This window comes from Segatella salivae F0493 (genome assembly GCF_000477535.1).
Taxonomy (GTDB): Bacteria; Bacteroidota; Bacteroidia; order Bacteroidales; family Bacteroidaceae; genus Prevotella; species Prevotella salivae.
Map to the genome: position 1 here is coordinate 341,292 of NZ_AWGW01000006.1, position 23,920 is coordinate 365,211.

Annotated in this window: 21 protein-coding genes; 13 read left to right on the forward strand and 8 right to left on the reverse strand. The window is 42.3% G+C overall.

Going from position 1 to position 23,920, the window contains the following annotated elements; translation table 11 throughout:
- Positions 1–426: 426 nt before the first annotated feature.
- From HMPREF9145_RS02310 to hflX, 3 genes are read right to left on the reverse strand one after another with little or no spacing between them, the layout of a single operon-like run.
- Entirely contained in the window at positions 427–3,333 is a 2,907-nt protein-coding gene (locus tag HMPREF9145_RS02310; protein WP_021824489.1) for a M16 family metallopeptidase, read from the reverse strand.
- A 6-nt stretch (positions 3,334–3,339) separates the two neighbouring features.
- Positions 3,340–5,187 (reverse strand): DUF4954 family protein, encoded by a 1,848-nt coding sequence (locus tag HMPREF9145_RS02315; RefSeq protein WP_021824565.1) that lies wholly within the window; start codon positions 5,185–5,187, stop codon positions 3,340–3,342.
- Positions 5,188–5,247: 60 nt separating this feature from the next.
- Positions 5,248–6,495, reverse strand: a complete 1,248-nt coding sequence (gene hflX / locus HMPREF9145_RS02320; RefSeq protein ID WP_021824496.1) for a GTPase HflX — start codon at positions 6,493–6,495, stop codon at positions 5,248–5,250.
- Positions 6,496–7,566: 1,071 nt separating this feature from the next.
- On the opposite strand from hflX, the gene HMPREF9145_RS02325 reads away from it, so the two are divergent.
- Complete coding sequence (locus HMPREF9145_RS02325; RefSeq protein WP_021824523.1) at positions 7,567–9,540, forward strand: glycoside hydrolase family 97 protein; 1,974 nt, start codon at positions 7,567–7,569, stop codon at positions 9,538–9,540.
- 185 nt (positions 9,541–9,725) lie between these two features.
- On the opposite strand, the gene cmk is transcribed toward HMPREF9145_RS02325, so the two are convergent.
- Both cmk and porQ read right to left on the reverse strand, forming a co-directional pair.
- Complete coding sequence (cmk, locus tag HMPREF9145_RS02330) at positions 9,726–10,418, reverse strand: (d)CMP kinase (RefSeq protein ID WP_021824696.1); 693 nt, start codon at positions 10,416–10,418, stop codon at positions 9,726–9,728.
- Positions 10,415–11,362 carry a type IX secretion system protein PorQ gene (gene porQ / locus HMPREF9145_RS02335; RefSeq protein ID WP_021824647.1) on the reverse strand — a complete coding sequence of 316 codons (948 nt, stop codon included), beginning with the start codon at positions 11,360–11,362 and terminating at the stop codon, positions 10,415–10,417. Before porQ ends, cmk begins: the two co-directional genes overlap by 4 nt.
- Before the next feature lie 302 nt (positions 11,363–11,664).
- On the opposite strand from porQ, the gene HMPREF9145_RS02340 reads away from it, so the two are divergent.
- From HMPREF9145_RS02340 to HMPREF9145_RS02380, 9 genes are all read left to right on the forward strand, one after another.
- Entirely contained in the window at positions 11,665–12,405 is a 741-nt protein-coding gene (locus HMPREF9145_RS02340; protein WP_021824692.1) for an energy transducer TonB, read from the forward strand.
- Position 12,406: 1 nt separating this feature from the next.
- The gene (locus HMPREF9145_RS02345; protein ID WP_021824614.1) at positions 12,407–13,378 is read left to right on the forward strand and encodes a polyprenyl synthetase family protein; all 972 of its coding nucleotides are present in this window, start codon (positions 12,407–12,409) and stop codon (positions 13,376–13,378) included.
- Between the two features lie 25 nt (positions 13,379–13,403).
- Entirely contained in the window at positions 13,404–14,105 is a 702-nt protein-coding gene (locus HMPREF9145_RS02350; RefSeq protein WP_021824747.1) for a hypothetical protein, read from the forward strand.
- Between the two features lie 2 nt (positions 14,106–14,107).
- Complete coding sequence (locus HMPREF9145_RS02355; protein WP_021824791.1) at positions 14,108–14,884, forward strand: TatD family hydrolase; 777 nt, start codon at positions 14,108–14,110, stop codon at positions 14,882–14,884.
- Between the two features lie 15 nt (positions 14,885–14,899).
- Positions 14,900–15,748 carry a MotA/TolQ/ExbB proton channel family protein gene (locus HMPREF9145_RS02360; RefSeq protein ID WP_021824712.1) on the forward strand — a complete coding sequence of 283 codons (849 nt, stop codon included), beginning with the start codon at positions 14,900–14,902 and terminating at the stop codon, positions 15,746–15,748.
- Positions 15,742–16,257 (forward strand): hypothetical protein, encoded by a 516-nt coding sequence (locus tag HMPREF9145_RS02365; protein ID WP_021824584.1) that lies wholly within the window; start codon positions 15,742–15,744, stop codon positions 16,255–16,257. The genes HMPREF9145_RS02360 and HMPREF9145_RS02365 overlap by 7 nt, the downstream gene beginning before the upstream one ends.
- A gap of 2 nt (positions 16,258–16,259) precedes the next feature.
- Entirely contained in the window at positions 16,260–16,787 is a 528-nt protein-coding gene (locus HMPREF9145_RS02370; RefSeq protein ID WP_036906238.1) for an ExbD/TolR family protein, read from the forward strand.
- Complete coding sequence (locus HMPREF9145_RS02375; RefSeq protein ID WP_021824617.1) at positions 16,784–17,257, forward strand: ExbD/TolR family protein; 474 nt, start codon at positions 16,784–16,786, stop codon at positions 17,255–17,257. Before HMPREF9145_RS02370 ends, HMPREF9145_RS02375 begins: the two co-directional genes overlap by 4 nt.
- A gap of 97 nt (positions 17,258–17,354) precedes the next feature.
- A complete protein-coding gene (locus HMPREF9145_RS02380; RefSeq protein ID WP_007134291.1) occupies positions 17,355–17,861 on the forward strand; it encodes an Lrp/AsnC family transcriptional regulator in 507 nt (168 codons plus the stop codon).
- A gap of 68 nt (positions 17,862–17,929) precedes the next feature.
- Here the strand turns inward: HMPREF9145_RS02380 and HMPREF9145_RS02385 are convergent, their stop codons facing one another.
- Positions 17,930–18,412 (reverse strand): dihydrofolate reductase, encoded by a 483-nt coding sequence (locus HMPREF9145_RS02385; RefSeq protein ID WP_021824767.1) that lies wholly within the window; start codon positions 18,410–18,412, stop codon positions 17,930–17,932.
- On the reverse strand, positions 18,409–19,695 hold the full coding sequence (locus HMPREF9145_RS02390; protein ID WP_021824684.1) for a methyltransferase RsmF C-terminal domain-like protein: 1,287 nt from the start codon (positions 19,693–19,695) through the stop codon (positions 18,409–18,411). The genes HMPREF9145_RS02385 and HMPREF9145_RS02390 overlap by 4 nt, the downstream gene beginning before the upstream one ends.
- Before the next feature lie 110 nt (positions 19,696–19,805).
- On the opposite strand from HMPREF9145_RS02390, the gene HMPREF9145_RS02395 reads away from it, so the two are divergent.
- From HMPREF9145_RS02395 to HMPREF9145_RS02405, 3 genes are read left to right on the forward strand one after another with little or no spacing between them, the layout of a single operon-like run.
- Entirely contained in the window at positions 19,806–20,591 is a 786-nt protein-coding gene (locus HMPREF9145_RS02395) for a DUF6249 domain-containing protein (protein ID WP_021824698.1), read from the forward strand.
- Positions 20,592–20,594: 3 nt separating this feature from the next.
- Positions 20,595–21,137, forward strand: coding sequence for an RNA polymerase sigma factor (locus tag HMPREF9145_RS02400; protein WP_021824599.1), 543 nt, complete (start codon positions 20,595–20,597; stop codon positions 21,135–21,137).
- The gene (locus HMPREF9145_RS02405; RefSeq protein ID WP_021824531.1) at positions 21,124–21,486 is read left to right on the forward strand and encodes a DUF5056 domain-containing protein; all 363 of its coding nucleotides are present in this window, start codon (positions 21,124–21,126) and stop codon (positions 21,484–21,486) included. Before HMPREF9145_RS02400 ends, HMPREF9145_RS02405 begins: the two co-directional genes overlap by 14 nt.
- 282 nt (positions 21,487–21,768) lie before the next feature.
- On the opposite strand, the gene porE is transcribed toward HMPREF9145_RS02405, so the two are convergent.
- Positions 21,769–23,820 carry a PorE family type IX secretion system protein gene (gene porE, locus HMPREF9145_RS02410; RefSeq protein ID WP_021824793.1) on the reverse strand — a complete coding sequence of 684 codons (2,052 nt, stop codon included), beginning with the start codon at positions 23,818–23,820 and terminating at the stop codon, positions 21,769–21,771.
- Between the last annotated feature and the right edge of the window lie 100 nt (positions 23,821–23,920).

Sequence of the window (23,920 nt, forward strand, 5' to 3'; positions counted from 1 at the left end):
TGACTATAAGTCTATTGCAAAAAGATAAAAAGCGTGCCATAAGAGGGTCGTCTTTAGAAAATGTTTCAAATACTTTCACGATTTATTCTCTATTGTAAAGGTTTTTGTGAAATGTCATTTTTTAGTGCCTTATATGTCATTATTAAGGTGAGTTTCATGCAGTATGTTAATCGCTTTCTTGCTGTTCGTTTCTCAATGGCTTATATATTATTGAATGTCGGGGCTCTGTGTTGGATGCTCATCCTTGCGAGTCATCGTTTACAATCAGTGTTTTGTGACATTGTTTTAATTCAAAGGGTGGGACTTTGTATCTAAAAAAGAGGCAGGTTCTGATGGTTCAGACCTGCCTCTTTTTATGTGTTTATACCTTATCTATATGATAGATGAGATATGATTTGCGGTTCGATGTTAACGATTTTGCATGAATTAATACCCGAAAATGTCTTCAGTAGTCAGACGTTTTACAGGGGCTATCTTTTCAAGAACCTTCATATCAAGATTCTTTTCGTTGCCAAGCACGGCATAACGATAAGGCTTGTGCGCAATGTTCTGATTTGCAAAGTTAACGACATCCTGCAATTTCAGCTTGGGCAATGCGACATATATGTCTTGCATATAGTCGTGATCAAGTCCCATTTGCTTGAGATACAGGTATCGATAGATGATGTTTAACTTTGTTGTTCGACTACTTTGGATAGACTTAGTGAGGCTTTGTTTAGCCAAATCAAACGCTGCTTCGTTCTGTGGCATGTTATTAACAATCTCGTTAAATACCTTGATGCAGTCGCCCATCTTATCATTTTGTGAGATGATATGTGTGTAAAAGCTCTCTGATTCGTCTTTATACGCAGGACGTTTATACATTGCAAAGGCATTATAAGCGAGTGCTCTTGTCTCGCGAAGTTCCTGGAATACCACACTATTCATACCTCCACCGAAGTATTGATTGAATAGCGCTTCAACGGGAGCTTTGGCAGTTGACCACGTCTTTCCTTCGTTGTTGTATTGTCTTAGATAGATATTCTTAGCATCGTATGGTGCAATAATCATTTCGTTTTGTGTCGTTTCTTTAGCTTTATAGGGCTTGTTGGCAGGTACAAGTACCCATTTTGCTGGCGTAGGATGCTCTTTACTGAGTAACTGGTTGAGTTGATTGATGTCAGAAGGACCATAATAAAGTACGGTGTGTTCCATCTTTTCAAGTTCTGAAAGCATATCAACAAGCTTCTGAGGGTCCATTGCCCGCAAGTCCTTCATAGGCGTTTTGTCGCGTGTTGGGTTATATTCTCCATAGACAGCATAGTCCCAAAGCGCACTGAAATTAGACCTTTGGTTGGTCTTTTCGTCATTACGTGCCTTCTCAAGCATATCACAATAGCTATTCCATGAAGTCTTGTCAGCCTTTGCATGATGCATAATCTTCTCAAAAAGTCGCAGTGCCTGTGGCATATTTTCATTCAAACCAGTGAGTGTAATCTGCAAGTTCTTCTCGTCCATAGAGGCATGATATCTGCACGCAAGCTTGTAAAAGGCTTGTTTAATCTGTGAAGCGGTCATGTCGTTAGTGCCGATATAGTCGAGATAATCAAAGGCTATGTCGTATAGTTTGTTTGCCGTGTAACCGAAATCAAAGCGGAAAACGAGGTTGAAAATACCGTCATCAGTATTCTTTTTGTATATCATGGGCAGGCGAGACTTAGTACTTGTGAACGTAAGTTCTTTCTTAAAGTCTACGAATTGCGGTTGAATGGGCTCAACTTTTGACGTGCGAATCTCTTTCAAGAAGGCACTTTCAAGCTCACGATTTACAGGGATTGGTGTGATGATAGGCTTCTCAATCTTCTTCAAAGTAGTATCATTTCCCATCTCTTTATAGACACATGCGTAGTTATCTGTACGCAGATTGCGGCGTGCAAAGTCTATAATATCTTGCTTGGTAAGTTTTTCTTGTCGCGCAATTTGCCCCACAACGTCAGCCCATGGCTTGTTGTTGATAAACGCATCTATCATTAAACTGGCGCGGTTATTATTGTTATCAAGTGACTTATAGTATTGAAGTTTCTTGTTAGCAAGCACAGCTGGCAACAAATCATCACTGAATTCGCCGCGTCCAAGCTTTTCAATCTCTGCCAAGATGAGGCTCTTCACGTCGTCAAGCTTTTGATTTTGCAATGGAACTCCTTCGAAAAGAAGTAATGAATAGTCGTTAAGTTCCTCAAGATATGCCTCAGCTTGCATTGCTTTCATGGGCTGAACAATGTTTATATCCATGAGTCCGGCCTTGCCGTTTGATAGCATACGTTTTACGATATCAAGCGTATCATTTTGCAGTTGGTTAGCCCCTTTGAAGCGCCAACCCATCATAATGTTCTCTGCATCAAGTCCAATGACTGTAGTATCTCTTGGAGATGTGATGTGCTTTTGTGCCTCAAACTCAGGTCGTGAGAGTTGTTTGTCGGCCTTCCAACTGCCAAAGTATTTATCAATGATGGCGATAACAGCGTCTGGATTGAAGTCACCTGCAAGCACAATAGCCACATTATTGGGCACATAATAGCGGTGGAAATAATTCTTTATGTTTACAATTGAGGGATTCTTCAAGTGTTCTTGTTCTCCAATTGTAGTCTGAGTACCGTATGGGTGAGTTGGAGTGATGAGCTTCCAAAGGGCCGCATACTCCTTACTTCCATCGCTTCCCATCGATATATTCTTTTCTTCGTAGACGGCTTCAAGCTCAGTATGGAAGCCGCGTATTATCATATTCTGAAACCGATCGGCTTGAATGCGTGCCCAATTAGCAATTTCATTGGATGGAATATTCTCCACATAACACGTTACATCGTTGCTTGTATAGGCGTTACTCCCTTCAGAACCCAAGCTCGCCATAAGCTTATCATACTCATTTGGGATGTTATATTGTGCGGCAAGTTGGGAGATTGAGTCAATCTCATGATAGGCTTTCTTGCGTGCTTTGGGGTCAGTTAGCGTGCGATAAATTTCATATCGACGTTCAATTTCGTCAAGATAAGGTTTTTCTTTGGCGTAGTTTGTCGTGCCAAATTGCTGAGTTCCTTTGAACATTAGATGCTCTAAATAATGCGCTAAGCCTGTAGTTTCGGCAGGATCATTGCGAGATCCCGTGCGAACTACTATGTCGGCTTGCAGTCTTGGCAGCTCTTTGTTGACGCTCATGTAAACAGTTAAGCCATTGTCTAAGGTGTAAATACGCGTCTTCATCGCGTCACCTTTGACGGTAGTAAAGTGGTAATCTTTAGCCGAAACAGAAGTAGTGACGGCGAGAACCAATGTGAATAAAATCGTTCTTAGTCTCATATTATTTTAATTTTCGAAATCAATTTCGTGGTCAAGATTATGGATGAAGTCGTCAAGTACATGCTTTTCGACGTCTCCCATGGCGTATTCTTTCTCGGCATCTTTACGGATTTCCGCGATCCAAGCACGTCGGGCATGTACATAATCCTTATGAATTCGCTCAACATCTGCATCAGTAATCTCTGTAAGGTGATAGTAGTCGAGAATCAATTGATAAGTCCATGCCCATTGATATTCGCGATAATTGCGATTAATCTCCTTGAAACGGTCTGTTACTTCTTGAATAGTTTCAAGCTCACCTCGCTTGATATCGCTCAGCAAACGCATCTCTTCACTTTCTGGAAGCAGTAATCCGCTGAGGTCATTCCATTTCCCTTGCCCGATGGTTGTTGTTGGAAGATCTACTTTTCCCCATTTCTTTATCACGCGTTTCAATACGGCTCCCATGTATATTCTTAAGGCAATATCGTAATATTTGATGCCTTTGTTGAGCGAACTTGCATTGATAACATAATTATGATAGGTGTAAGTAGCTACATTTTCGCCACAAGCATCGCGTAGTTTCTCAAGGATTTGCTTCCCCTCTACTATCTCTCCAACTGAGAAAGGGGATAACCAATCGAAGTTAACGATACTCTTTTGGCTGCCCACTGGACGCACATCGCGTTTTGGCCACTTTCTAATGTCGCGGTAAAGTCCTACGGTTGTGATATTCCTTCCAGGCGAAAGATACATCGTATCGCCATAAGCGATGAGGTAAGAGAATGGTAAATAGCGGGTGTCTGGATGATACATTAGCTTGCCAAAGCATACAGAAAACGTCCCAATATGAGCCGGCATAAGTATGTAAGCACCGCTTGCTGTCTTCGTGCCTCGCTCCAAAACACCGTGATGAATGGGTCCCATCTTGTAGGCATGGTTACTGAAATTCGTCGCACTTCCAGCGTTATAGAACGAGAATTGGCCTCCAATTAGTAGACTACTTTTATGGTGACTGGCCGTAAAAGGGCCACAAAACGCGGCGCAAGCTTCCCCATTACTCATGTATGAATTGGCAAAGAATACACTTGAAGATGCCGTAAAACCATTGCTGATTTGACAGGCCTCACCAATAAAACAATCTTGAATCTTAACGCTGTTAATGATACTTGAGCCCTCACTAACTATCGAATTTTCGCATATTACGCCTGTACCGATGTACACATTTGATACCGGTGAGCTTAGAATTGTACAGTCACTGAGTCGTGAAGCCCCATTGATTTCGCAATCATCATAAACGATTGTATTTGTAATCTCTTTGGTATTGACTATCTTTACATTGTTTCCGATGTAGGCTTGCTCATGTCTTTTGCGTGCAATCTCTTCGTTGATGAGGCGTCGAATGGCATCTTTCAGTGACTTATCACAAAAGTGTTTTGCCATGAAAGCCGCAAACTGACTGTTCAATTCGCTAAAAAGAATGACGTTACCATCGCCTACTTCGTTGAGCACTGAAATCAAGTTACCTTCTCCATAGGTAGCTCCATCGGTAGTTTCCATTGCATTTACGTTGCTGATATAACAGTCGTCACCAATCGTATAATTATTAATGAAACCGCCAATGTTCTCAATGAGGCAGTTGTCTCCAATCGTTACGTTGCGCAATGTCGCATTGTTGATGCCCGAATGTTTCATGAATCCACGGCTCACTTCAATGTTTTTATCGAAGTCACCAATAGAAACCTCGCCGTAAAGCATGACACGATGCATGTAGTTTGGTTTGAAATCATCAGACACATGCACGTTGGTCCAATCCTCAGCCCAGCAATTTCGGTCTTCAAGAATCCTTATTTCTTCATCTGAAAGCTGTCGCATGGTGTTTATTTATGATATATAAATCATTGTTCTTATTTATGAATGCCGAAGTAAAGAGATTTATTCCACCTCGGGATATAAGAAGTCATTGTAAGGATACTTTTGCACATGAAGCTCTCGAACCTTTGTATATAGCGTGCGACGGAATTCATCTATGTTGATCTTTGCTTTCGCACTAATAAACAAACAGTTATCATTCAGCCTCGCCATCCACGTTTTTTCTAAGTCCTCTAAGGCGATATTCTCACGCGTTTCGGGTGTAAGGTCGTCAGCATCTTTCTCTATCCAGTGGTAATTATCAATCTTATTGAAGATAATCATCGATGGTTTTTCACTGCAACCCAAGTCAGAGAGGGTCTTCTCTACTACCTGAATCTGCTCTTCAAAGTCTGGATGTGAGATGTCAACCACATGCAACAATAAGTCGGCTTCACGCACTTCGTCGAGTGTACTCTTAAAGGAGTCGACGAGATCTGTAGGGAGTTTGCGAATAAAGCCTACGGTATCAGCCAGCAAGAAAGGCAGATTGTCGATGACAACCTTTCTAACTGTGGTGTCAAGGGTGGCAAATAGTTTGTTCTCGGCAAACACTTCACTTTTTGACAACAGATTCATTATCGTGCTCTTGCCCACATTTGTATAGCCCACAAGCGCCACTCTAATCATCCGACCGCGGTTCTTTCGCTGCGTATTCTTTTGCTTATCAATCTCCTCTAAACGCTGTTTAAGTAACGTTATGCGTTGAAGAATGATACGACGGTCCATTTCCAACTGCGTCTCTCCTGGCCCTCTAAGTCCTACAGAGCCTTTACCTCCACCCGAACCAGAGCCACCTCCCTGCCTCTCTAAGTGCGTCCAAAGGCGTTGTAAGCGTGGAAGCATATAACGATGTTGGGCAAGTTCTACCTGCGTTTTAGCGTTGGCAGTCTGTGCTCGCATAGCAAATATGTCAAGAATCAAGGATGTTCGGTCGAGAATCTTTACCTTTAGTTCGTTCTCTATGTTGCGAATCTGCTTGGCAGATAACTCATCATCAAAGATAACCATACCGATTGGGTCCTCATTTTCGGCACACATTTCGATGTATTCTCTGATTTCTTCTAACTTACCTTTACCCACATAAGTCACCGAGCTGGGTCCGTTGGCCTTCTGAGTAAAGCGTTTCACCGTCACAGCTCCAGCCGTATCGGCAAGAAATTCAAGTTCATCTAAGTATTCTTTTGTCTTGGCTTCCGACTGTGTATTGGTGATAAGACCCACCAAAATGGCTGTTTCGGCCTTGACTTCAGAGATTACAAATTCTTTCATTAAATGGTTTTATAAATATAGTATGGTGCAAATTTAATAAATAAACGTGATAGTTCATAGGATAAACACAAGAAAATAACAGCCAAAAGTAAGTCTTTTTGCTTTTAAAATAGGCGTATATCAGCCTGTATTCTTTTTTTATGAATCACTGAAAATGCCTTGTTTCACGGGGTGACATGAGGCATAATAAATCTCTTGTAGCCTATATTTACACAGCGAATTGACCGGTTATCCCTTGCAAACGTTTACGTAAGTATTTGCCTTTTTTGCTTGTTTTAATTGCGATTCAATGAAAGTTTTACTTAATTTTGCGCTTAGATGATAATGAATATCACACTGATTTTCAAAAAACAAAAAACTATTTAGAAACAAAACAAACCAACATGTTATGAAGAAACAAACCTCGACGTGTCGTCGGGGCTTTTTCTTTTTTAGCCCATTAAGGTGCTTTGGCTGTTAGCAATCAAAGCATTATGTTCTTGGTTCAACCGCTTTGAGAACACGTTTTATATGGGAACGCGAGATGTGTTAAAGGATTTGATTTATCTTTACAATAGGTTTCATAAAATTAAGGCCGCCTGTTTTGAAGTGTATTTCTGCTGGAAATGATTGCTATTTTATGCGTTTTACAGTGCAATGATTATCAGAAAGTTAGATAAAATGTGTTGAAAGGTATCCTGAAATAACGATAGAAAATGACGCAAAATGTACTAATTTGTATCTCTATTTAGTGCATTTTAGCGTGTGATTTGAAGCAAATAGTGAGGCAAAGTGGGTCGTTTTAGGATGTAAGGTGATTCAAATCGTCTTGCTTTGTCATTAAAAGGGCGGAGAGATTCCTGTTTTCTTGTAATTCTATCTCTATTTGATGTCATTGCAAAGTGTTAAAAATGGTAGTATGTTTTTACATAAATCAGCTATCTCTTTCTATTATTTCCTTTGATGGAGCGATATGTTTAAGGTCTCTTTTTGCTTTTTGTCTTGCTGTGAAAGATTTTTCTTTGCAAACCATTTGCCATTCTTAAATTTAGTCTTATCTTTGTATCACCGAAACAATTTTATTACTCTTACATGAAGAAACTCCTTTTGTCGCTATGGGCTTTGAGCCTCACTACCTTTGTTTTTGCATCAGAACACACGGCCTTTTCGCCTGATAAACGGCTCCATCTCACGGTGAGAGACGATGGTGGACAGCCAACTTATACACTGAACTATGATGGATTGGAGGTGATAAAGCCTTCAAAGTTGGGACTGAAAGCTGATTATGGTGACTTCACACAAGGCATGAAGATTGTTGAAGCCACTGAAAAGGCGGTACAAACTGTATATGATATGACGCGCACAAAGCGTGCACATGTAGACCAAAAGGCCACAATGTTGACACTGAAATTAGTCAATGATAAAGGTTATCCGTTGCAGATTACATTTTATATTGCTAATAATGATGTGGCGTATCGCTATACCTTATTGCCTGTAAAGGATGAAAACCCAAGATGTGCAGTTGTATATGGAGAGACGAGTAGTTTCAATTTCCCCGACGAAACGCGTACTTTTATGACGCCACAAATACAACCTATGTCGGGATGGCAACGCACTAAACCGAGTTATGAGGAGGAGTTTGTCCCCGATGCACGCCTTACTGACAAGTCGAAATATGGCGTAGGATATACTTTTCCCTGTCTGTTTCGGATTCCAAATAAAGGAAACAACACGTGGATTCTTATCTCAGAGACTGGTTCTTCGAGTTATCCCGGCTGCCGATTATCCGAATATGAGCCCACGAAAGGATATCATATTGCCTACCCACAAGCAGGAGAAAACAACGGGTTTGGTAGCGAGTTTGCCTCTATTCCCCTACCAAGTAGCACGCCATGGCGCACGATAACAGTTGGTAATTCGCTGCAACCCATCGTGGAAACAACCATTCCTTATGACGTCGTTGAACCTCTTTATACTACACAAAATGACTATAAACCCGGGCGCTATACATGGAGTTGGATCCTTTGGATGGATGAAAGTTGTAACTATGAAGACCAGAAAAAGTTCATTGATGTGGCTTCAACAATGGGCTATGAGTACATACTTGTCGATGCACTTTGGGACAAACAAATTGGTCGAAAGGGTATAGAGGCGTTAGCAAACTATGCAAAGAGCAAAGGAGTTAGTTTGATATTGTGGTATAACAGCAATGGAACGGAGAACGATGCACCGCAAGGTCCCCGCAACATTATGAGCAATTCGATAGCTCGAAAGCGTGACATGGCGTGGATGAAGCAGATAGGTGTGAAGGCCATTAAAGTCGACTTCTTCGGTGGTGACAAGCAAGAAATCTTGCAACTCTTTCAAGATATCCTCAGCGATGCTAACGAATATGGACTTCAAGTCATCTTCCATGGCTGCACTTTACCAAGGGGTTGGGAGCGAATGTACCCCAATTTTATCGCTAATGAGGCTGCATTGGCGAGCGAAAATGTGTACTTTACGGAGTACTTTGCACGTCAAGAGGCGTTCCAATTAGCCTTATATCCCTTTACAAGGAATGCCGTTGCAGCCTTTGATTGGGGTGGAATCTTGATGAATCATCACATGAGTAAGGACAACAAAAGCCGTCATCAGAGGTTCACAGGTGACATCTTTGAGATGGCAACGGCAATCACAAATCAATGTAGTGTGAATTGCGTTGCGTTGACACCCAATGCACTTGAGGGGCTGCCTGACTTCGAAAAGGAATGGTTAAAGCAAGTACCAACAACGTGGAAAGACCTTCGTTTCCTTGCAGGTTACCCCGGAAAACACTTTGCTGTGGCTCGACAGACAACGGAAGGAAAGTGGTATGCTGCTGCCATTAGTGCCGAAGAGCAACCTATTTCCATGACACTTCATCTCCCAATGTTTGCCGGAAAGGAAGTCAAAGTGTATGCAGATGGCCCGAAAAAAGCAGGTTCTTTGTGGCTCACTCCTGGCATGAAACGACAGAAAATAGGTAAAAATGGCTTGTTGAAGGTAATCGTTCAGCCCCGTGGTGGCGTCATTGTGAACGAGTAAGTGCGTGGAAGCGTTGCGCTTCACGATAGGTTTTGTGACCTATTTTCTATTTACTTATAGGATAAAAATAATAGGATTTCTACTCAATCTATAATGGTAGAAATCCTATTTCATTTTATATTGTTTTATGTTCTGATAGTAATGAATAGATTGTTAGCAACATTTTCATGATTTGTTTCATGCTTCTATTCACCGATTCTCTCTTTAACCAGCTTCATAAGCCAGTCACTTTGTTCGGCAATGGTCATGTGACTGTTGTCTAATTCGATTGCATCGGGGGCCTTACGCAATGGACTTACCTCGCGATGACTATCGATATAATCGCGTTCTTCGACGTTTTTCAGAATGTCGTTAAAGTCGGCAGGCATGCCCTTTTCTTTGAGTTCATCATATCGGCGCTGTGCTCTTACCTCAGCAGATGCCGTAACAAACACCTTCAACTCAGCCTCAGGGAACACCACAGTGCCTATATCTCGTCCGTCCATCACTACAGCTTTGTCCTTACCTAAACGCTGTTGTTGCGCTACCATGGCTTCTCTCACGAAGGGAATTGCAGCAACCTGGCTCACGTGATTACTCACTTCAAGCGTTCGAATGTTGCTTTCTACGAGCTCATTATTAAGATAAGTGTCTGGTCTTCCCGTGAGTTTGTTGAACTTAAACGTTATGTTTATATGGCTCATTTGTTGCTGAAGGTCCTGTGTTTTGACACTGCCGTCGGCATTGAAGAGCCCATGTTGCATGGCGAATAGCGTCACTGCACGATACATTGCGCCTGTATCTACATAGATATATCCTAACTGTTTAGCCAGATCTTTGGCCATAGTGCTCTTGCCACATGACGAGAAACCATCAATGGCGATAGTGATTTTCTTCATAAAGTATATGCAATATTGATGATGATTGAATTGTTACTAACGTGATATTTGCCATAAGCGAGGTTGAGTTTGAACCGCTCTAAGTTCAAGCCTGCACCCATACTGAAGCCCGCCCCATGGCTTTTTGCCTCACCAGATGTGTCGAAGATGCGCATCTCATGTGCTCTTCGGAAGTTATATCCGAGTCCAATCCAGAAGCTTTCTGATAGATATGCGTCGGCGCCTACTATGAGATGATCGATTAGTTTGTAGTTCCAATGGTTCATGTCTACTATCGTTGCAGAGCACCTTATCGGTGTACTCGTGAGCTGTTTTGAAACTCCTAACTGAACATCTAAAGGCATTTTGTCGTATCGATCAACGTAAGATTTGAGTTGTCCTCCAAGGTTTTTAGCGACTAAAGAGACGCTCCATTCATGGTCACTATCATAGTAATTAAGTCCTAAATCGACACCCATTGCGATGGAGTTATAGTCTCCAATATAGGATGTTATGACCTTCATTGCGATGCCACCAGCAAGCTTTTCGGCGAGCATATACGAGAAATAACCTGCCAAAGAGATATCTTTTGCGTTGAATTCTCCCGTTTGAACGTTGTCTGCATCAACCTCTTTCATCTTGCCATAATCAAGATATTGCGCCGATAAAGCCCATGAAGCATGCTCTCCAATGTTACGATTGAAGGCCGCACTTGCCATGTTTGCACCATGCATATAGTGCATAAAGTTGAGGTTGATTGACTTATCTGAGACGCTCGAAAGCAACGAAGGGTTGTTGAAAATGAGTGCTTCGTCATCCTCAATCATCGTGATATTGTCTCCTCCAATGGCTGCCGCGTGGGCACTAACTGGTAGTCTTAGGAAGTTAAATCCCGTCTGACTATCCTGCGCTTTGGATGGAGTCACGCTTAGAATTAATAGAAGTGCGAATGCAGTTATTTTCATTTAATTTTCCTAATTATTCGACAAAGATACGTTTTTTTTCAAATATAAGCATTAATTTTGCCTTACAATGTGAAGCCCTTTGCTGGTAATGTGAACACCTTATCAATGGGGTGAGCACTTGAACAGCCTTAAAGAGGCTTTTGATTTGCGTCATTTTAGTGGATGAAATGGCCTTAATTACACGATAAAATGAGGCATTTTGTGAGACGAAATGGCGTAGTTTGTACGGCTATCTGAAACACATTGAATAACAATGTGTTAGTGGTGGTGAGTGAATCAGCTATCAGCCGTGGCGAAAGAAAATGGATTTTGCACAGCGTGGAGAAAAAAAATCATATCAAGCAGACTTGGAACACCAGCGGATAACAAACTTTCTGTTGGGGTTAGTGTTTGTGTTGGCTTTGCTTTATGTGAGTTTTGAGTATACCTCTGCACCCACATCAGACGAGCACAACAATGAAACAACCGATGATATGAGCCAAGATATCGAGCTCATGCCAGCCATGGATACGCGCGATATGATTTCGGTTGCATCGGGTTCTGCCTCACATGCGGTTACCGAAAAACTCAAAGCTGTTGATGGAAACCCTAAGTTGGGCGATAAAATTAGTCCGAATAATGGCGATATGACCCAGGGAGTGGGAGGTGAAAACGTGCGTACGAACACGCAAGATGAGCCAAACACCACCACAGCTCAATCTCAGGTAGCTGTTGACGAGAATGATAACCCATTGCATTTCCGCATTGTTGAGAAGCTGCCTGAATTCCCGGGAGGCATGGTTGAGTTTATGAAGTGGCTCACAAAGAACTTACATTATCCCGTGTTGGCACAGAAACAGCGCCTTGAAGGCAAGGTCGTTGTGTCGTTTATTATCAACAAAGATGGGTCTATAACGAATGAAAAGGTGGAGCGAAGTGTCGATCCTTTGCTTGATCAAGAGGCTTTACGTGTTGTGCGAATGATGCCAAAATGGAAGCCCGGTATAGACAAAAATAAACCTTGTCGGACGCTGTTTGCGATTCCGATAAACTTTAAGTTATAACATGAATGCTGATGAATTATTAGTGAAAGTCAACGACTTTCTAAGCAAGCTAAGGTATGACCGCAAGCCAAGTGGCCTGTATGACCCCGTGAAATATGTGCTTTCAATGGGTGGAAAGCGTATAAGGCCCGTGTTGATGCTATTGGCTTATGGGCTGTTTAAAGACGATGTAGAGTCTATTCTCATGCCGGCGTGCGGATTAGAAACCTATCATAACTACACCTTATTACACGATGACCTCATGGATAACGCTGAGATGAGGCGCAGACATGAAACAGTTCATCGTAAATGGGATGCCAATACAGCGATTCTTAGCGGTGATTCTATGTTGGTTCTTGCCTATGAACGTATCGCTCAATGCAGTCAAATCTATTTGTCAGATGTGCTTCATACCTTCACCGAAACAGCCTTAGAGATTGGTGAAGGGCAGCAATACGACATGGATTTTGAAACTCGTAACGACGTCACTGAAGCTGAATATATCGAGATGATACGTCTAAAGACGAGCGTGTTACTGGCTTGTGCGCTCAAGATTGGGGCTATTTTGGCGGGTGCTTCAAAGCAAGATCAGGACTATTTATATAAGTTTGGTGAGCAAATAGGACTTGCTTTTCAACTTCAAGACGATTATCTTGATGTCTATGGCGACCCGAAAGTCTTTGGAAAGAAGATTGGAGGAGACATCATTTGCAATAAAAAGACCTACATGCTCATTAATGCTTACAACTTGGCTAATAGCGAACAGCGCCGAGAACTGCAGCATTGGATGGAGGCAGAAACGTTTAACAACGATGAGAAAGTGGCCGCAGTAACGGCTATATATAATAAGGTGGGTGTCGATAAGCTGGCAAATGAGCAGATAACCCATTTCTTTGAAGAAAGTAAAAAGTATCTTGATGTTGTGCAAGTTGACGATAAACGCAAGACAGAATTGCGGCATTATGTTCAAAATATGATGCACAGAACGTATTAATTGAGCCTATTTCAAGACGTAAATCATGCCCTATAGACGATTACCTAAAACGGATGCAAGCAGACTTAAGGCATTAAAGACCTTGCTTGATAGCGATAGTCTCTACACTGTTAATGGTAGATTTATCGACTGGAAGACGATGAATGCAGCCCAACCTGCTTACAATCAGCTCAAGACAGCAGTCAATCAATATGCTCTTCAATTGCAAGTGCAGACGCGAAGAGCACCTTATGTGGAGAAACCTCAATGCAAAGCGATGATGTATGTCGTTCATTTTATCCAGGTATTGCTTATGGCAGTAGAGCGTGGAGAGATACGAAAGACTCAGCTGAAGCTATATGGTTTGGAAGAGACGACAACGGCTTTGCCTGCCAATCTCAAATCGGTTGAGGGATTACTTTATTGGGGACCCAAGATAATAGAGGGCGAAAAGAAACGCCTTTCGCAAGGAGGCAGAGCCATATATAGCCCAACTATTGGTATGGTTTCGACGCATTTTGATATCTTTAATGAGGCATACGAGCAGCAGCTTAGATTGAAACAGCAAACGCAGATGGCTTTAGAAAAGGTGCAAGAACTACGTCCTAAGGTCGACGAAATCATTCTTGAACTGTGGAATCAGATAGAGGCGCACTTCCAAAATGAACCTCCCGAGGTAAGGTTTGAGCAGTGTCGGAAGTGTGGAGTGATTTATTATTATCGACGAAACGAGGAACATTTATATTAAAAATGATATTTACAGATACACATACACATTTAGATGGCGACGAGTTTAAGGACGATTTGCTCGATGTAATCCGTCGTGCGAAGGAGCAAGGAGTAGGGCGTGTGTTCATTCCTGCTATTGACTTGAAGTCTGTAGACAGTGTTGTTGCCGTGTGTCGGCAGTTCCCTGGCTATGCTTATCCTATGATAGGATTGCATCCCGAGGAGGTAAAGGCAGACTGGAAGGACCAGCTTAACAAGATAAAGTCACACTTTAATGATGCTGATTTCATAGCCATTGGTGAGGTAGGACTTGACTTTTATTGGGACAGAACCTTCGAATCACAACAGCTTTTGGCTTTTGAAGCACAGGTAGAATGGGCAATTGAGTCGCAACTTCCATTGATGATACATTGCCGGAAGGCTCAAAATGAGTTGGTACACATCTTGAAACGTTATGAAAAGCAACTTGTTGGAGGAGTCTTTCATTGCTTCACGGGCAATCAAAAAGAGGCAGAACAGCTGCTACAATTTGACAAATTTGCACTTGGAATCGGTGGAGTGTTGACGTTTAAGAGTAGTCATCTGCGTGAGGATTTACCTGCTTCAGTCCCTCTTGAGCGTATCGTTTTAGAGACAGATAGCCCATATATGACCCCCGTTCCACATCGTGGAGAGCGCAATGAAAGTGCTTTTGTGAGGTTGGTATTAGAGAAGTTGGCTGAAGTTTATGGGGTTTCAGCTGATGAAGTGGCGCGTGTGACCGAAGAAAATGTAAAGCGTATATTCACAAAAATATAATAAACAGAAATAAAGATGAAACATTTTATGGCACGTATTGTCCTGCTTTTGCTGCTAACAGCCATGTCTTGGGGCCCTGTAACAGCACAGAACAAGAGTGTAAAACAAGCAAAAGCAGATACAACGGCAGTTGATTCATCGGCAAATGACGATGCCCTTGCAGCGCAATTGGATGAGGCTGCGGCAGACAGTAGTGCGTTATTAGGTGATGGAGTGACCAGCGAGGGCTTCCATCAAGCCTTGAAAACCAAGTTCATTGAAGGCGATGCAGGCTTTATGTCGCTTGTAGCTTTGGCCTTAGTCATAGGACTTGCTTTCTGTATTGAACGCATTATATATCTCAGTTTGTCTGAAATCAATGCGAAAAAGTTTATGAATGACCTCGACAATAGCATCATGCAAGGTGATATTGAGGGTGCAAAAGCGTTGTGTCGGAATACTCGTGGGCCTGTCGCTTCTATCTGTTTCCAAGGTTTAGAACGTATAAACGAGAGTATAGATAACATCGAACGGTCTGTTGTTTCCTATGGTTCGGTGCAGTCATCCAACTTAGAAAAGGGTTGCTCTTGGATTACTTTGTTCATTGCTATGGCTCCTTCTTTGGGATTCTTAGGTACAGTTATCGGCATGGTTATGGCCTTTGATCAGATTCAAACGGCTGGAGACATCAGCCCAACTATCGTGGCTTCGGGTATGAAAGTGGCTTTACTGACGACCATATTTGGTATTATTGTGGCGCTGATTCTACAGATATTCTACAATTATATCCTTTCAAAGATTGAACACATCACGTCACAAATGGAAGAAAGTGCTATCTCTTTATTGGATATTGTGATGAAATATAAGTTGAAGAAAGAATGTTAAGACTGAGCAATATAAGGCATTGGCCAACGGAAAAGATATCACAACGTGTGCTTTATCTATTGATATCGCTCACAGTTTTGGTGTTTTTGTTGTTCTATTGTGTGGGATATGACCATCCGTTTGCAGACAATCCGAGTTTCAATGCGCCTCTTTTCACTGACTTATTGTTGATATTTATGCCACTGTTGGCATTGCTTGCATTAGGTCTTTCGATATGGGCTGTTGTGCGAAGTGTTTATCGTTTGCGTGGCGGGGGTAATGGAATAGAGAACAATGTGCCTGCCGCTCGCATCTCACGGAGCGTTGTTTTAGGTACTGTTGGCATTGTAATCGTGTCGTTTCTCCTATCATCTGGTCGTGCCATGCGCGTCAATGGACATCCTTATGGCGATTGGTTTTGGCTGAAAACAGCTGATATGTTCATCTATACTTCAGTCATATTGTTACTCATTGCCATAGGTTCGGTGATCTATGGAGCTACAAAATATTACAGAGGAGCAAAGAAGTGAGCATGTTTAAACATAGGAAACATAGTGTACCGGGACTGAATACTACGTCTACAGCAGACATATCTTTCATGCTGTTGATATTCTTTTTGGTGGCTTCTTCCATGGATATTGATAAGGGATTATCAAGACAATTGCCGCCAGCGGAGCACAAACAGCAACAAAATGAGACTGAAGTGAATCGCCAACGGCTGTTGGAGATCAAGATAACGGCACGGAATCAGTTGCTTGTTGACGGTAAACCGATGACGCAAAAACAGCTTCCTTTAAGCCTTATTCAATTCATTACAGCACGTGGAAAGAATCATCTCATCACCTTAGATGCTAATCCTGAGTCGAGTTATGATGCTTATTTTCACGTTCAAAATGCGCTTGTTACTGCCTATCACACATGGCGTGACCGCACCGCTAAAGCCAAATTTGGTCGCTCTTACCAACAACTCACAGCGCAACAACGCGAGCAATTGCGGACACTTTGTCCTCAACGAGTTGCTGAAACTTATGGAACGGCGCAGAAAGGAGGTTCAAAATGAGTATGTTTCGACATCATTCTAATGAGATGCCAGGCTTAAACACCGCATCACTTCCTGACTTAATATTCTCTGTTTTGTTCTTTTTCATGATAGTAACCCACATGAGAAAGGAAACTCTTAAGGTACAATATCGAGTGCCACAAGGTACAGAACTCACGCGCTTAACAAAGAAATCGGCCGTTAGTTACATTCATATTGGGCGGCCAACTAATGCCCATTATCCTGCAAAGGCTTTTATTTTTGATGGTTCTTGCATTCAGTTGAACGATAAATATGTAACACCTCGCGAAATCATTGATTACATTTCAGCAGAAAAAAGCAGTCTTTCTCCTGAGGATCAACAGTTGATGACAGTCTCCATTAAAGCCGATAAAGCAACAAAAATGAGTGTTATTAATGAGGTAAAACAGGCACTTCGTCAAGCAAAAGCATTGAAGATAAATTACTCTGCGATAGAAACGAAGCACTAATTTAAGTGAAATCAGCTAACAATCTATCATTATATTAGAAATAAAGTTGCAATATTCGAACGAATATACTAACTTTGCAAGCAAATTAATATATAACATGTCACATCATAATTTAGATTTACTGGATAAGAAAATCCTTAGACTTGTTTCTGAGGATGCACGCATTCCATTCCTTGAAGTAGCGCGCGCCTGTAATGTAAGTGGGGCAGCTATCCATCAACGTATACAGAAATTAACTTCACTTGGCGTACTAAAGGGCTCACAATTTATTATAGATCCCGAGAAGATTGGTTATGAAACGTGCGCTTATATCGCTTTATACTTGAAGAATCCAGAGAAGCATGACCTCGTGGTTGATGCCTTAAAACGTATCCCTGAAGTAGTAGAATGTCACACAACTACAGGTGGAATGGATCTCTTTATCAAGCTATACGCGCGCAATAATCACCATATGATGCAGATTATTCACGACAAATTGCAGCCTTTAGGGCTATCACGTAGTGAAACAATCATATCATTTAGTATGCTCATTGACCGTCAATTGCCAATCGCCGACATTCAAGTGGACGAAGATAATGACGATGATGACGACGAAAAAGCTTAAGGATTGAATGCTCATCTCTATTCTTTCCCGAGATGAGATAACTATAATATAGGTGCAAAGGTGTTCACTTAGCACCTATGATAAATAGAAAAGGCGAAGGCAAGTGACTTGCTTTTGCCTTTTTTATGCTCTTCTTTAGCCACAAGTTGCCAGTCGTCATAAGCTGGAAAGAAGGCATCTGCTTGCTGAGGTAAGGCATCTATCTCCGTTAAATACAGCTTATCAGCCTGTGAAATGGCTTCTTTATACACCTGTTCACCTCCAATTACAAACACTTCTGCTTCTTTTTGGCACATGGACAAAGCTTCTTCAAATGATGAAACACGTGTACAGCCTTTGAAAACCATTTGTGATTTGCTGATAACAATATTCTTTCTATGCGGTAAAGCCCCATTCGGCAACGATTCAAACGTATGGCGTCCCATGATAATCACATGGCCCATAGTCAATTGTTTGAAATGTTCCATATCTTCTTTGATGGCAAACAGCAGTTTGTTGTGATAGCCGATGGCTCGATTTTTGGCTACAGCTGCAATAAGAGAGAGCGTCATTCTATCACTATATTGTTATCATTTGGAATGTGAGAACTTTTAATTTTCCACGCCTGTGGATAGAGATTGTTCGCGCGATTCCCTAAGTTCTTTGCAAAACCAAGTGGAAAACCACGATAAACGAGTAACACTATACCTCGCGGAGCATCAGAAGTCAGCGTGATAGCCTCAGTCCTTAAGTAGGCAATGGCTTGCTGAAGATCTACCGAAACGTGTGGATAGTTCTCTAAATCAGCTGCTACTGAGAGGGCTTTTGATTGGTCGGGAATGGCCTGTTTGCCTTTTATTATGTCGGGAAGTGGCCCATGTGACAACACATGTAGCCTTTTTAAATCCTTCTCATTGATAGTCTTTATCTCCTTCAAGCGCTTCTCTTCAGACATTACTTCAGCCTCTCCGTGTTTCCGAAGTACAGCCATGAAGAGCCCTTCTCCACGAGTTCGCCCAGGAATAAAGCGGTAAACAGGGTGCTCGTCCACAAGACTTCCTGTGATATTCCACGCCTTTTCTGTTGAAATCTCTATGAAGTCGGCACCTAATTCCTTTGCTATCCATGCAACATTCTCTTCATTTTCGTGCGCATTAAAGGTGCAAGTAGAATAGATTAACACTCCTCCCGGCTTGAGACAAGGCCAAATATCGCGCACAATCTCACGTTGCAGGCGCGCACATTCCTCAACTTTCTTCACACTCCAATCGTCAATTGCCCCTGCATCTTTACGGAACATACCTTCTCCAGAGCATGGAACATCGGTCAGAATAACATCAAATTGTAGTCGGCTTTGCTGGTAATCGCGTGCATAATTGTTTGTAACCACGATATCAGAAACCCCAAATTTCAATATGTTTTCATTTAGAATGTTCGCCCGTTGGCGTATCGGTTCATTGCTAAAAAGCATGCTTCCGGCAGGTAAAGCCGCATAGGAGCAAGTGGATTTTCCACCGGGTGACGCACAAAGGTCAAGCATTCGTATGGGACGTTTGACCACTTCGCGAATCACATGAGCTACAAACATCGACGCCGCCTCTTGCACATAATAGAGTCCTTGATGAAAGAAAGGGTCGAAAGTGAAGTTTGGTCGCGATTTCAAAAACATTGCATCACGACACCAAGGCACATCCGTTTCCTTGTCCTTTATGCTCACTTGCGTGCTATTGAGCTTGAAAGGATTCAGTCGAATGCTGACCGGAACGTCTTCATTCATTGCGTTTTCAAAGGCTGTGAAGCACGTTTCACCCATTAATTCTCGCGTATATGCTGTAAACTCTTTAGGTAGTTTCATCGTCAGTTGTCTTGTTCTACCATGCAAAATTAAAAATTTTTTTGTTCCTTTGCAACTAAACCATAAAGTGGTTCGTCTAAAAAGCAGAAATAATTAAAAAAGAAATGGATATGAAACAAACATTAATTGCACTATTGTTCGTGCTAACATTCGGAACGGTTCCTGGCGCAATGGCTAAGTATCATAGGCATACGCCACGCACAGAAGCGGTTCATCACACTGCAAAGTCTTCTACTCAAGCTGCTCAAACGGCAGACAAGAACTCCAAGGATAAGGGCATCGAAGCCTTTTCTGACACTACTTCAACGGATGATGCGACTGAAGATACAGCGGTAGTAGATACGACTTACACCTCAGGTACAGCTGTTTATAGCAACGATTGGAATGATACGCCATGGTTCTTAAAGGCAGTCACGGGAACATTGGGTATTGGAGCAGTTATCTTTGCCTTATTGATTGTGGTGTTAGTCTTCCTCTTTCTCATCGCCCCTTTTATCATTATAGTTCTTGTTTTGCGTTATCTCATCCGCAAACATAACGATAAAGTGATGCTTACAGAGAAAGCCATTGAGAGCGGACGCCCTATTCCTTCCGTCGTGAAGTCACAGGCTCAATATCGTTATTCGAATGAACAGCAATGGCAACGTGGGGTAAAGACGGCCGCAACAGGACTTGGACTCATGTTCCTTTTCGCCTTTTTGGGTGCTGAAGAGCTTATCGGTGTAGGTGCGTTGATACTTTGTATGGGGGCTGGACAGATGATTATTGTGAAGACTTCTCGTAAGAAAGACACGGAAACGCATGATGATTTCTCAGATGAAATGCCTGAATTTACGGAAGAAAAAGACGCAGAAGAGGCTTCAAACAATGACGAAACTCATCCTCAAGACAAATAAAGCGTGAAACAATTAGACGATATCTCTCTCGTAACGCAGGTGGCTGTGTTTCACAACCGAAAGGCTTTCGACCGATTGGTTGTGAAATATCAGTCGCCTATACGGCGTTTCTTTCTCGCTCAAACCGGGGGAGATGTTCAGTTGAGTGACGACCTTGCCCAAGACACCTTTGTCAAAGCATACACTCATATCACGCGTTTCCGGGGACTTTCCAGCTTTTCTACATGGCTGTATCGCATTGCATATAACACCTTTTACGATTATATGAAATGTAGAAAACCTACAGATAACATCGAAAGTCCAAGCATGTTGGGACAGAAAGCCAATGGCGTTGACTGTGGTTTGAAGCTTGATTTGCAGCAGGCACTTTGCATTTTGTCAGACAAAGAGCGTCTTTGCATCACACTTCGACTGCTTGAAGGGCAGGCCATTGCTAAGATTTCAGAGATTACCAGCATGACAGAAGGGACTGTAAAAAGCCATCTTTCGCGAGGCAAACAGAAACTAACCACCTATCTAAAGCATAATGGATATGACAGAAAATAATATCGATGAAAAGTTGATTGAACGCTTTTTTGAAGCCAATTCGCTGCCCGAGATAGAGAATCGAGGCTTCTCTCGCAGCGTGATGCGACGCATTCCGCAGTCAAGAATAAAGTATTTGAATACGGTATGGATGATACTTTGCACTGTGGCGATGGTCATTTATCTTTATGTTCACCAAGGAATGAAGGTGCTTTTTGTTGCGTTGACACACCTTTGGAATAGCCTTTCGACCTCCTTTGTCATGCCAGAACTGAACCTCACTACAGCGATATGGGTATATGTAGGCATTGTTTCGGCAGTAGTCTTTGGTGTATATCAAGTCTTGATAAGTGACAAAAGGTTTATTTGATTAATTGGTTTTGCAAGAGATTCTCAATCAAATAGATAGACTCAAGCAGTTTAGAAAGCGAACAAACTCAAATTGTTCGCTTTCTTTGTTGTTATATCTGGGTTTTTGAACCCCCAAAGTTCACATAATGATTTGCGTCATATTGTCTTGCGATTTGCTTCATTTTACCGCGTGAAATGACGCATTTCATGCGGTGATATGATACAAATTACGGAATGGTTTGATATGATGCAAAAAATGAGTTGGAATTAGTTGCGTTATAAAATGTGGGAATCAATGTTGTTAAAAGTAAATGTCGGGCGTTTCATTCTCCTTCTTTTGTTGTCTCTTTTCAGCCTCTTTTTTCAGTTTTCCGTCTTTATCAAACATGCCATACGTGGTGCGTAGCACACTAAACTCTGTGCGTCGGTTCAACTGATTGCATATTTCCTGTTGCTCTTTATTTAGCTTTTCGATAAACGATGAAGTCAGTTTGTCGCCCTCTTTCAGCCAGGTGTACTTCTCTGTAAGCCTCTTTCGGATTACTTTCGGACGTTGTTTCCCATAACCAACTGCCGTTAATCGGTCGGCAGAAATGCCTTTACTGATGAGGTAACGCACTACATTTTCGGCCCTTTGTTGAGACAAACGGAGGTTATATTCGACTGAACCGCGGTAGTCACAATGGGCAGATATCTCAATGGTTACATGTGGGTTTTCGTTTAACAACGCCACAAGGTCGTCAAGAGCGGCTGTAGATTCGGGACGAAGTGTGGCTTTATTGAAGTCATAGAAGATGTTATCAATCAGTACTGGGGCTGTAATTGAGGCCAAAGGAAACTGCAACACATATTCTTTTGAAGCCTTTTCAGCATGCACATTCAGTGCTTCGTGGTGATTGAGAAAGCCATCACAGGTAGCCAAGAAGATGTAATCAACTCCTGGTTTGACGGTTTCGGTGAAGGAACCATCGCCTCTTACACTCAGTTTTAGATTCGTTCCATCGTTTCCAACCATATAAACCTGGGCGCGAGGGAGTTCATATCCGTCCTTCTCATATACCCATCCTTTGACTGTTTGCACAATTTCGGGGTATTCAAAGCTATAGATGTGGTCATAGCCTCGGCTGTCATTGCGGTTTGAAGAGAAGTATCCGCGGTTGTGAGGTCCCTCGAATGTCATGCCAAAATCGTCTGCATTGCTGTTCAAAGGATAGCCAGGGTGGGAGAGCGTAGCCTTCCCTTGTGAGTCGAAATGTGCGATATAGATGTCTAATCCGCCCATTCCGGCATGACCATTACTTGAGAAATAGAGGTCGCCATTAGGCCGAATGGTTGGAAATTCCTCATTCCCTGCGGTGTTGATTGGCGCTCCCAGATTCTCAACTCCACCGAGTCCGGCTGCTGTTATGCGTACGCGCCAGAGGTCAAGTCCACCTTTTCCGCCCGGCATATCCGATGTAAAGTAAAGCCAATTGCCGTCAGGTGACACGGCAGGATGAGCGAAGATAGAAAGCGTGTCATGGCTAATTGGAAACTCAGTAGGCTTAGTCCATAAGGCATCGCTACGTGAAGATGTCATGAGACGAGCATAGCGTGGTGAGACAGGATCAGTGGAACACTGCGTCAGATACATAGTTCTTTCGTCGGGAGAAAAGGCACATGCGCCCTCATCGAAAGCCGAATTAAGCTCTCCTCCAATAGGTTCGGGCTTGCTCCACTTGCCTTTATCGTTTCTTTCGGAATAGAAAATATCTCCGTTTTTCATTCCCGTTATCCCATTAAGTTCGTCACCTAAAGCTTCCTTTCGCGTTGAAGTGAAATATAGAATGTTGTGATCTGGCCCATAGAATACAGGCGAATAGTCGGCTTTATAAGAGTTAAATACATCCATTTTCCTAACGACATACTTGCTTCCTTGCTTCTTCCAAGCGGGTGCCTGGCGTGCAGAAGCAAGACCATTTAATATCAAAGTGTCGTTAGGAAGAGAGTCTTTCTGAGCGAGAAATGCCTTTTCTGCCGCCTTGTATTGACCGTCTTTGAGCAACAGTTGAGCATAGATGAGCTTGTCGTTGAGCGTTGCTTGTTCATAGCGGATAGCGTTTTGAAAGGCTGAAATGGCTCGTTGTGTTTGGTTAATCTTTGCATAACAGCGTGCCATTTTGACTGCCATTAGTCCACGTTCTCGGCGTAGTTTGGTCGGTGTTTGTTGGTAAGCCTTGCGATATTGCACTGCCGCGTCGTAGTATTCTCCAACAGATAGGTGCTGATCGCCTTTCTTTATAGCGCGCTCTAAGCTACAAGCGGTGAGCACAAGGCAGGCAAGAATATATATAATAAGGTGGGATTTCTGCATACATAGATAACGTTTTGCATGGAGTTATATTATAGTTTTTAGTGAGTTTTGATAGGAGTTTATGATAGATTTTTATATCTTTGTCTGGTTGATAAACTCA

Bases quoted from the DNA above. Each gene is read 5' to 3' on its own strand.
- HMPREF9145_RS02395 (WP_021824698.1), top strand. From the start codon at position 19,806: ATGAAACAAACATTAATTGCACTATTGTTCGTGCTAACATTCGGAACG.
- HMPREF9145_RS02370 (WP_036906238.1), top strand. From the start codon at position 16,260: ATGTTTAAACATAGGAAACATAGTGTACCGGGACTGAATACTACGTCT.
- porQ (WP_021824647.1), bottom strand. From the start codon at position 11,362: ATGAAAATAACTGCATTCGCACTTCTATTAATTCTAAGCGTGACTCCA.
- HMPREF9145_RS02345 (WP_021824614.1), top strand. From the start codon at position 12,407: ATGAATGCTGATGAATTATTAGTGAAAGTCAACGACTTTCTAAGCAAG.
- HMPREF9145_RS02390 (WP_021824684.1), bottom strand. From the start codon at position 19,695: ATGAAACTACCTAAAGAGTTTACAGCATATACGCGAGAATTAATGGGT.
- hflX (WP_021824496.1), bottom strand. From the start codon at position 6,495: ATGAAAGAATTTGTAATCTCTGAAGTCAAGGCCGAAACAGCCATTTTG.
- HMPREF9145_RS02315 (WP_021824565.1), bottom strand. From the start codon at position 5,187: ATGCGACAGCTTTCAGATGAAGAAATAAGGATTCTTGAAGACCGAAAT.
- HMPREF9145_RS02380 (WP_007134291.1), top strand. From the start codon at position 17,355: ATGTCACATCATAATTTAGATTTACTGGATAAGAAAATCCTTAGACTT.
- HMPREF9145_RS02350 (WP_021824747.1), top strand. From the start codon at position 13,404: ATGCCCTATAGACGATTACCTAAAACGGATGCAAGCAGACTTAAGGCA.
- HMPREF9145_RS02365 (WP_021824584.1), top strand. From the start codon at position 15,742: ATGTTAAGACTGAGCAATATAAGGCATTGGCCAACGGAAAAGATATCA.
- HMPREF9145_RS02405 (WP_021824531.1), top strand. From the start codon at position 21,124: ATGACAGAAAATAATATCGATGAAAAGTTGATTGAACGCTTTTTTGAA.
- HMPREF9145_RS02325 (WP_021824523.1), top strand. From the start codon at position 7,567: ATGAAGAAACTCCTTTTGTCGCTATGGGCTTTGAGCCTCACTACCTTT.
- HMPREF9145_RS02385 (WP_021824767.1), bottom strand. From the start codon at position 18,412: ATGACGCTCTCTCTTATTGCAGCTGTAGCCAAAAATCGAGCCATCGGC.
- HMPREF9145_RS02310 (WP_021824489.1), bottom strand. From the start codon at position 3,333: ATGAGACTAAGAACGATTTTATTCACATTGGTTCTCGCCGTCACTACT.
- cmk (WP_021824696.1), bottom strand. From the start codon at position 10,418: ATGAAGAAAATCACTATCGCCATTGATGGTTTCTCGTCATGTGGCAAG.
- HMPREF9145_RS02375 (WP_021824617.1), top strand. From the start codon at position 16,784: ATGAGTATGTTTCGACATCATTCTAATGAGATGCCAGGCTTAAACACC.
- HMPREF9145_RS02360 (WP_021824712.1), top strand. From the start codon at position 14,900: ATGAAACATTTTATGGCACGTATTGTCCTGCTTTTGCTGCTAACAGCC.
- HMPREF9145_RS02355 (WP_021824791.1), top strand. From the start codon at position 14,108: ATGATATTTACAGATACACATACACATTTAGATGGCGACGAGTTTAAG.
- HMPREF9145_RS02340 (WP_021824692.1), top strand. From the start codon at position 11,665: ATGGATTTTGCACAGCGTGGAGAAAAAAAATCATATCAAGCAGACTTG.
- porE (WP_021824793.1), bottom strand. From the start codon at position 23,820: ATGCAGAAATCCCACCTTATTATATATATTCTTGCCTGCCTTGTGCTC.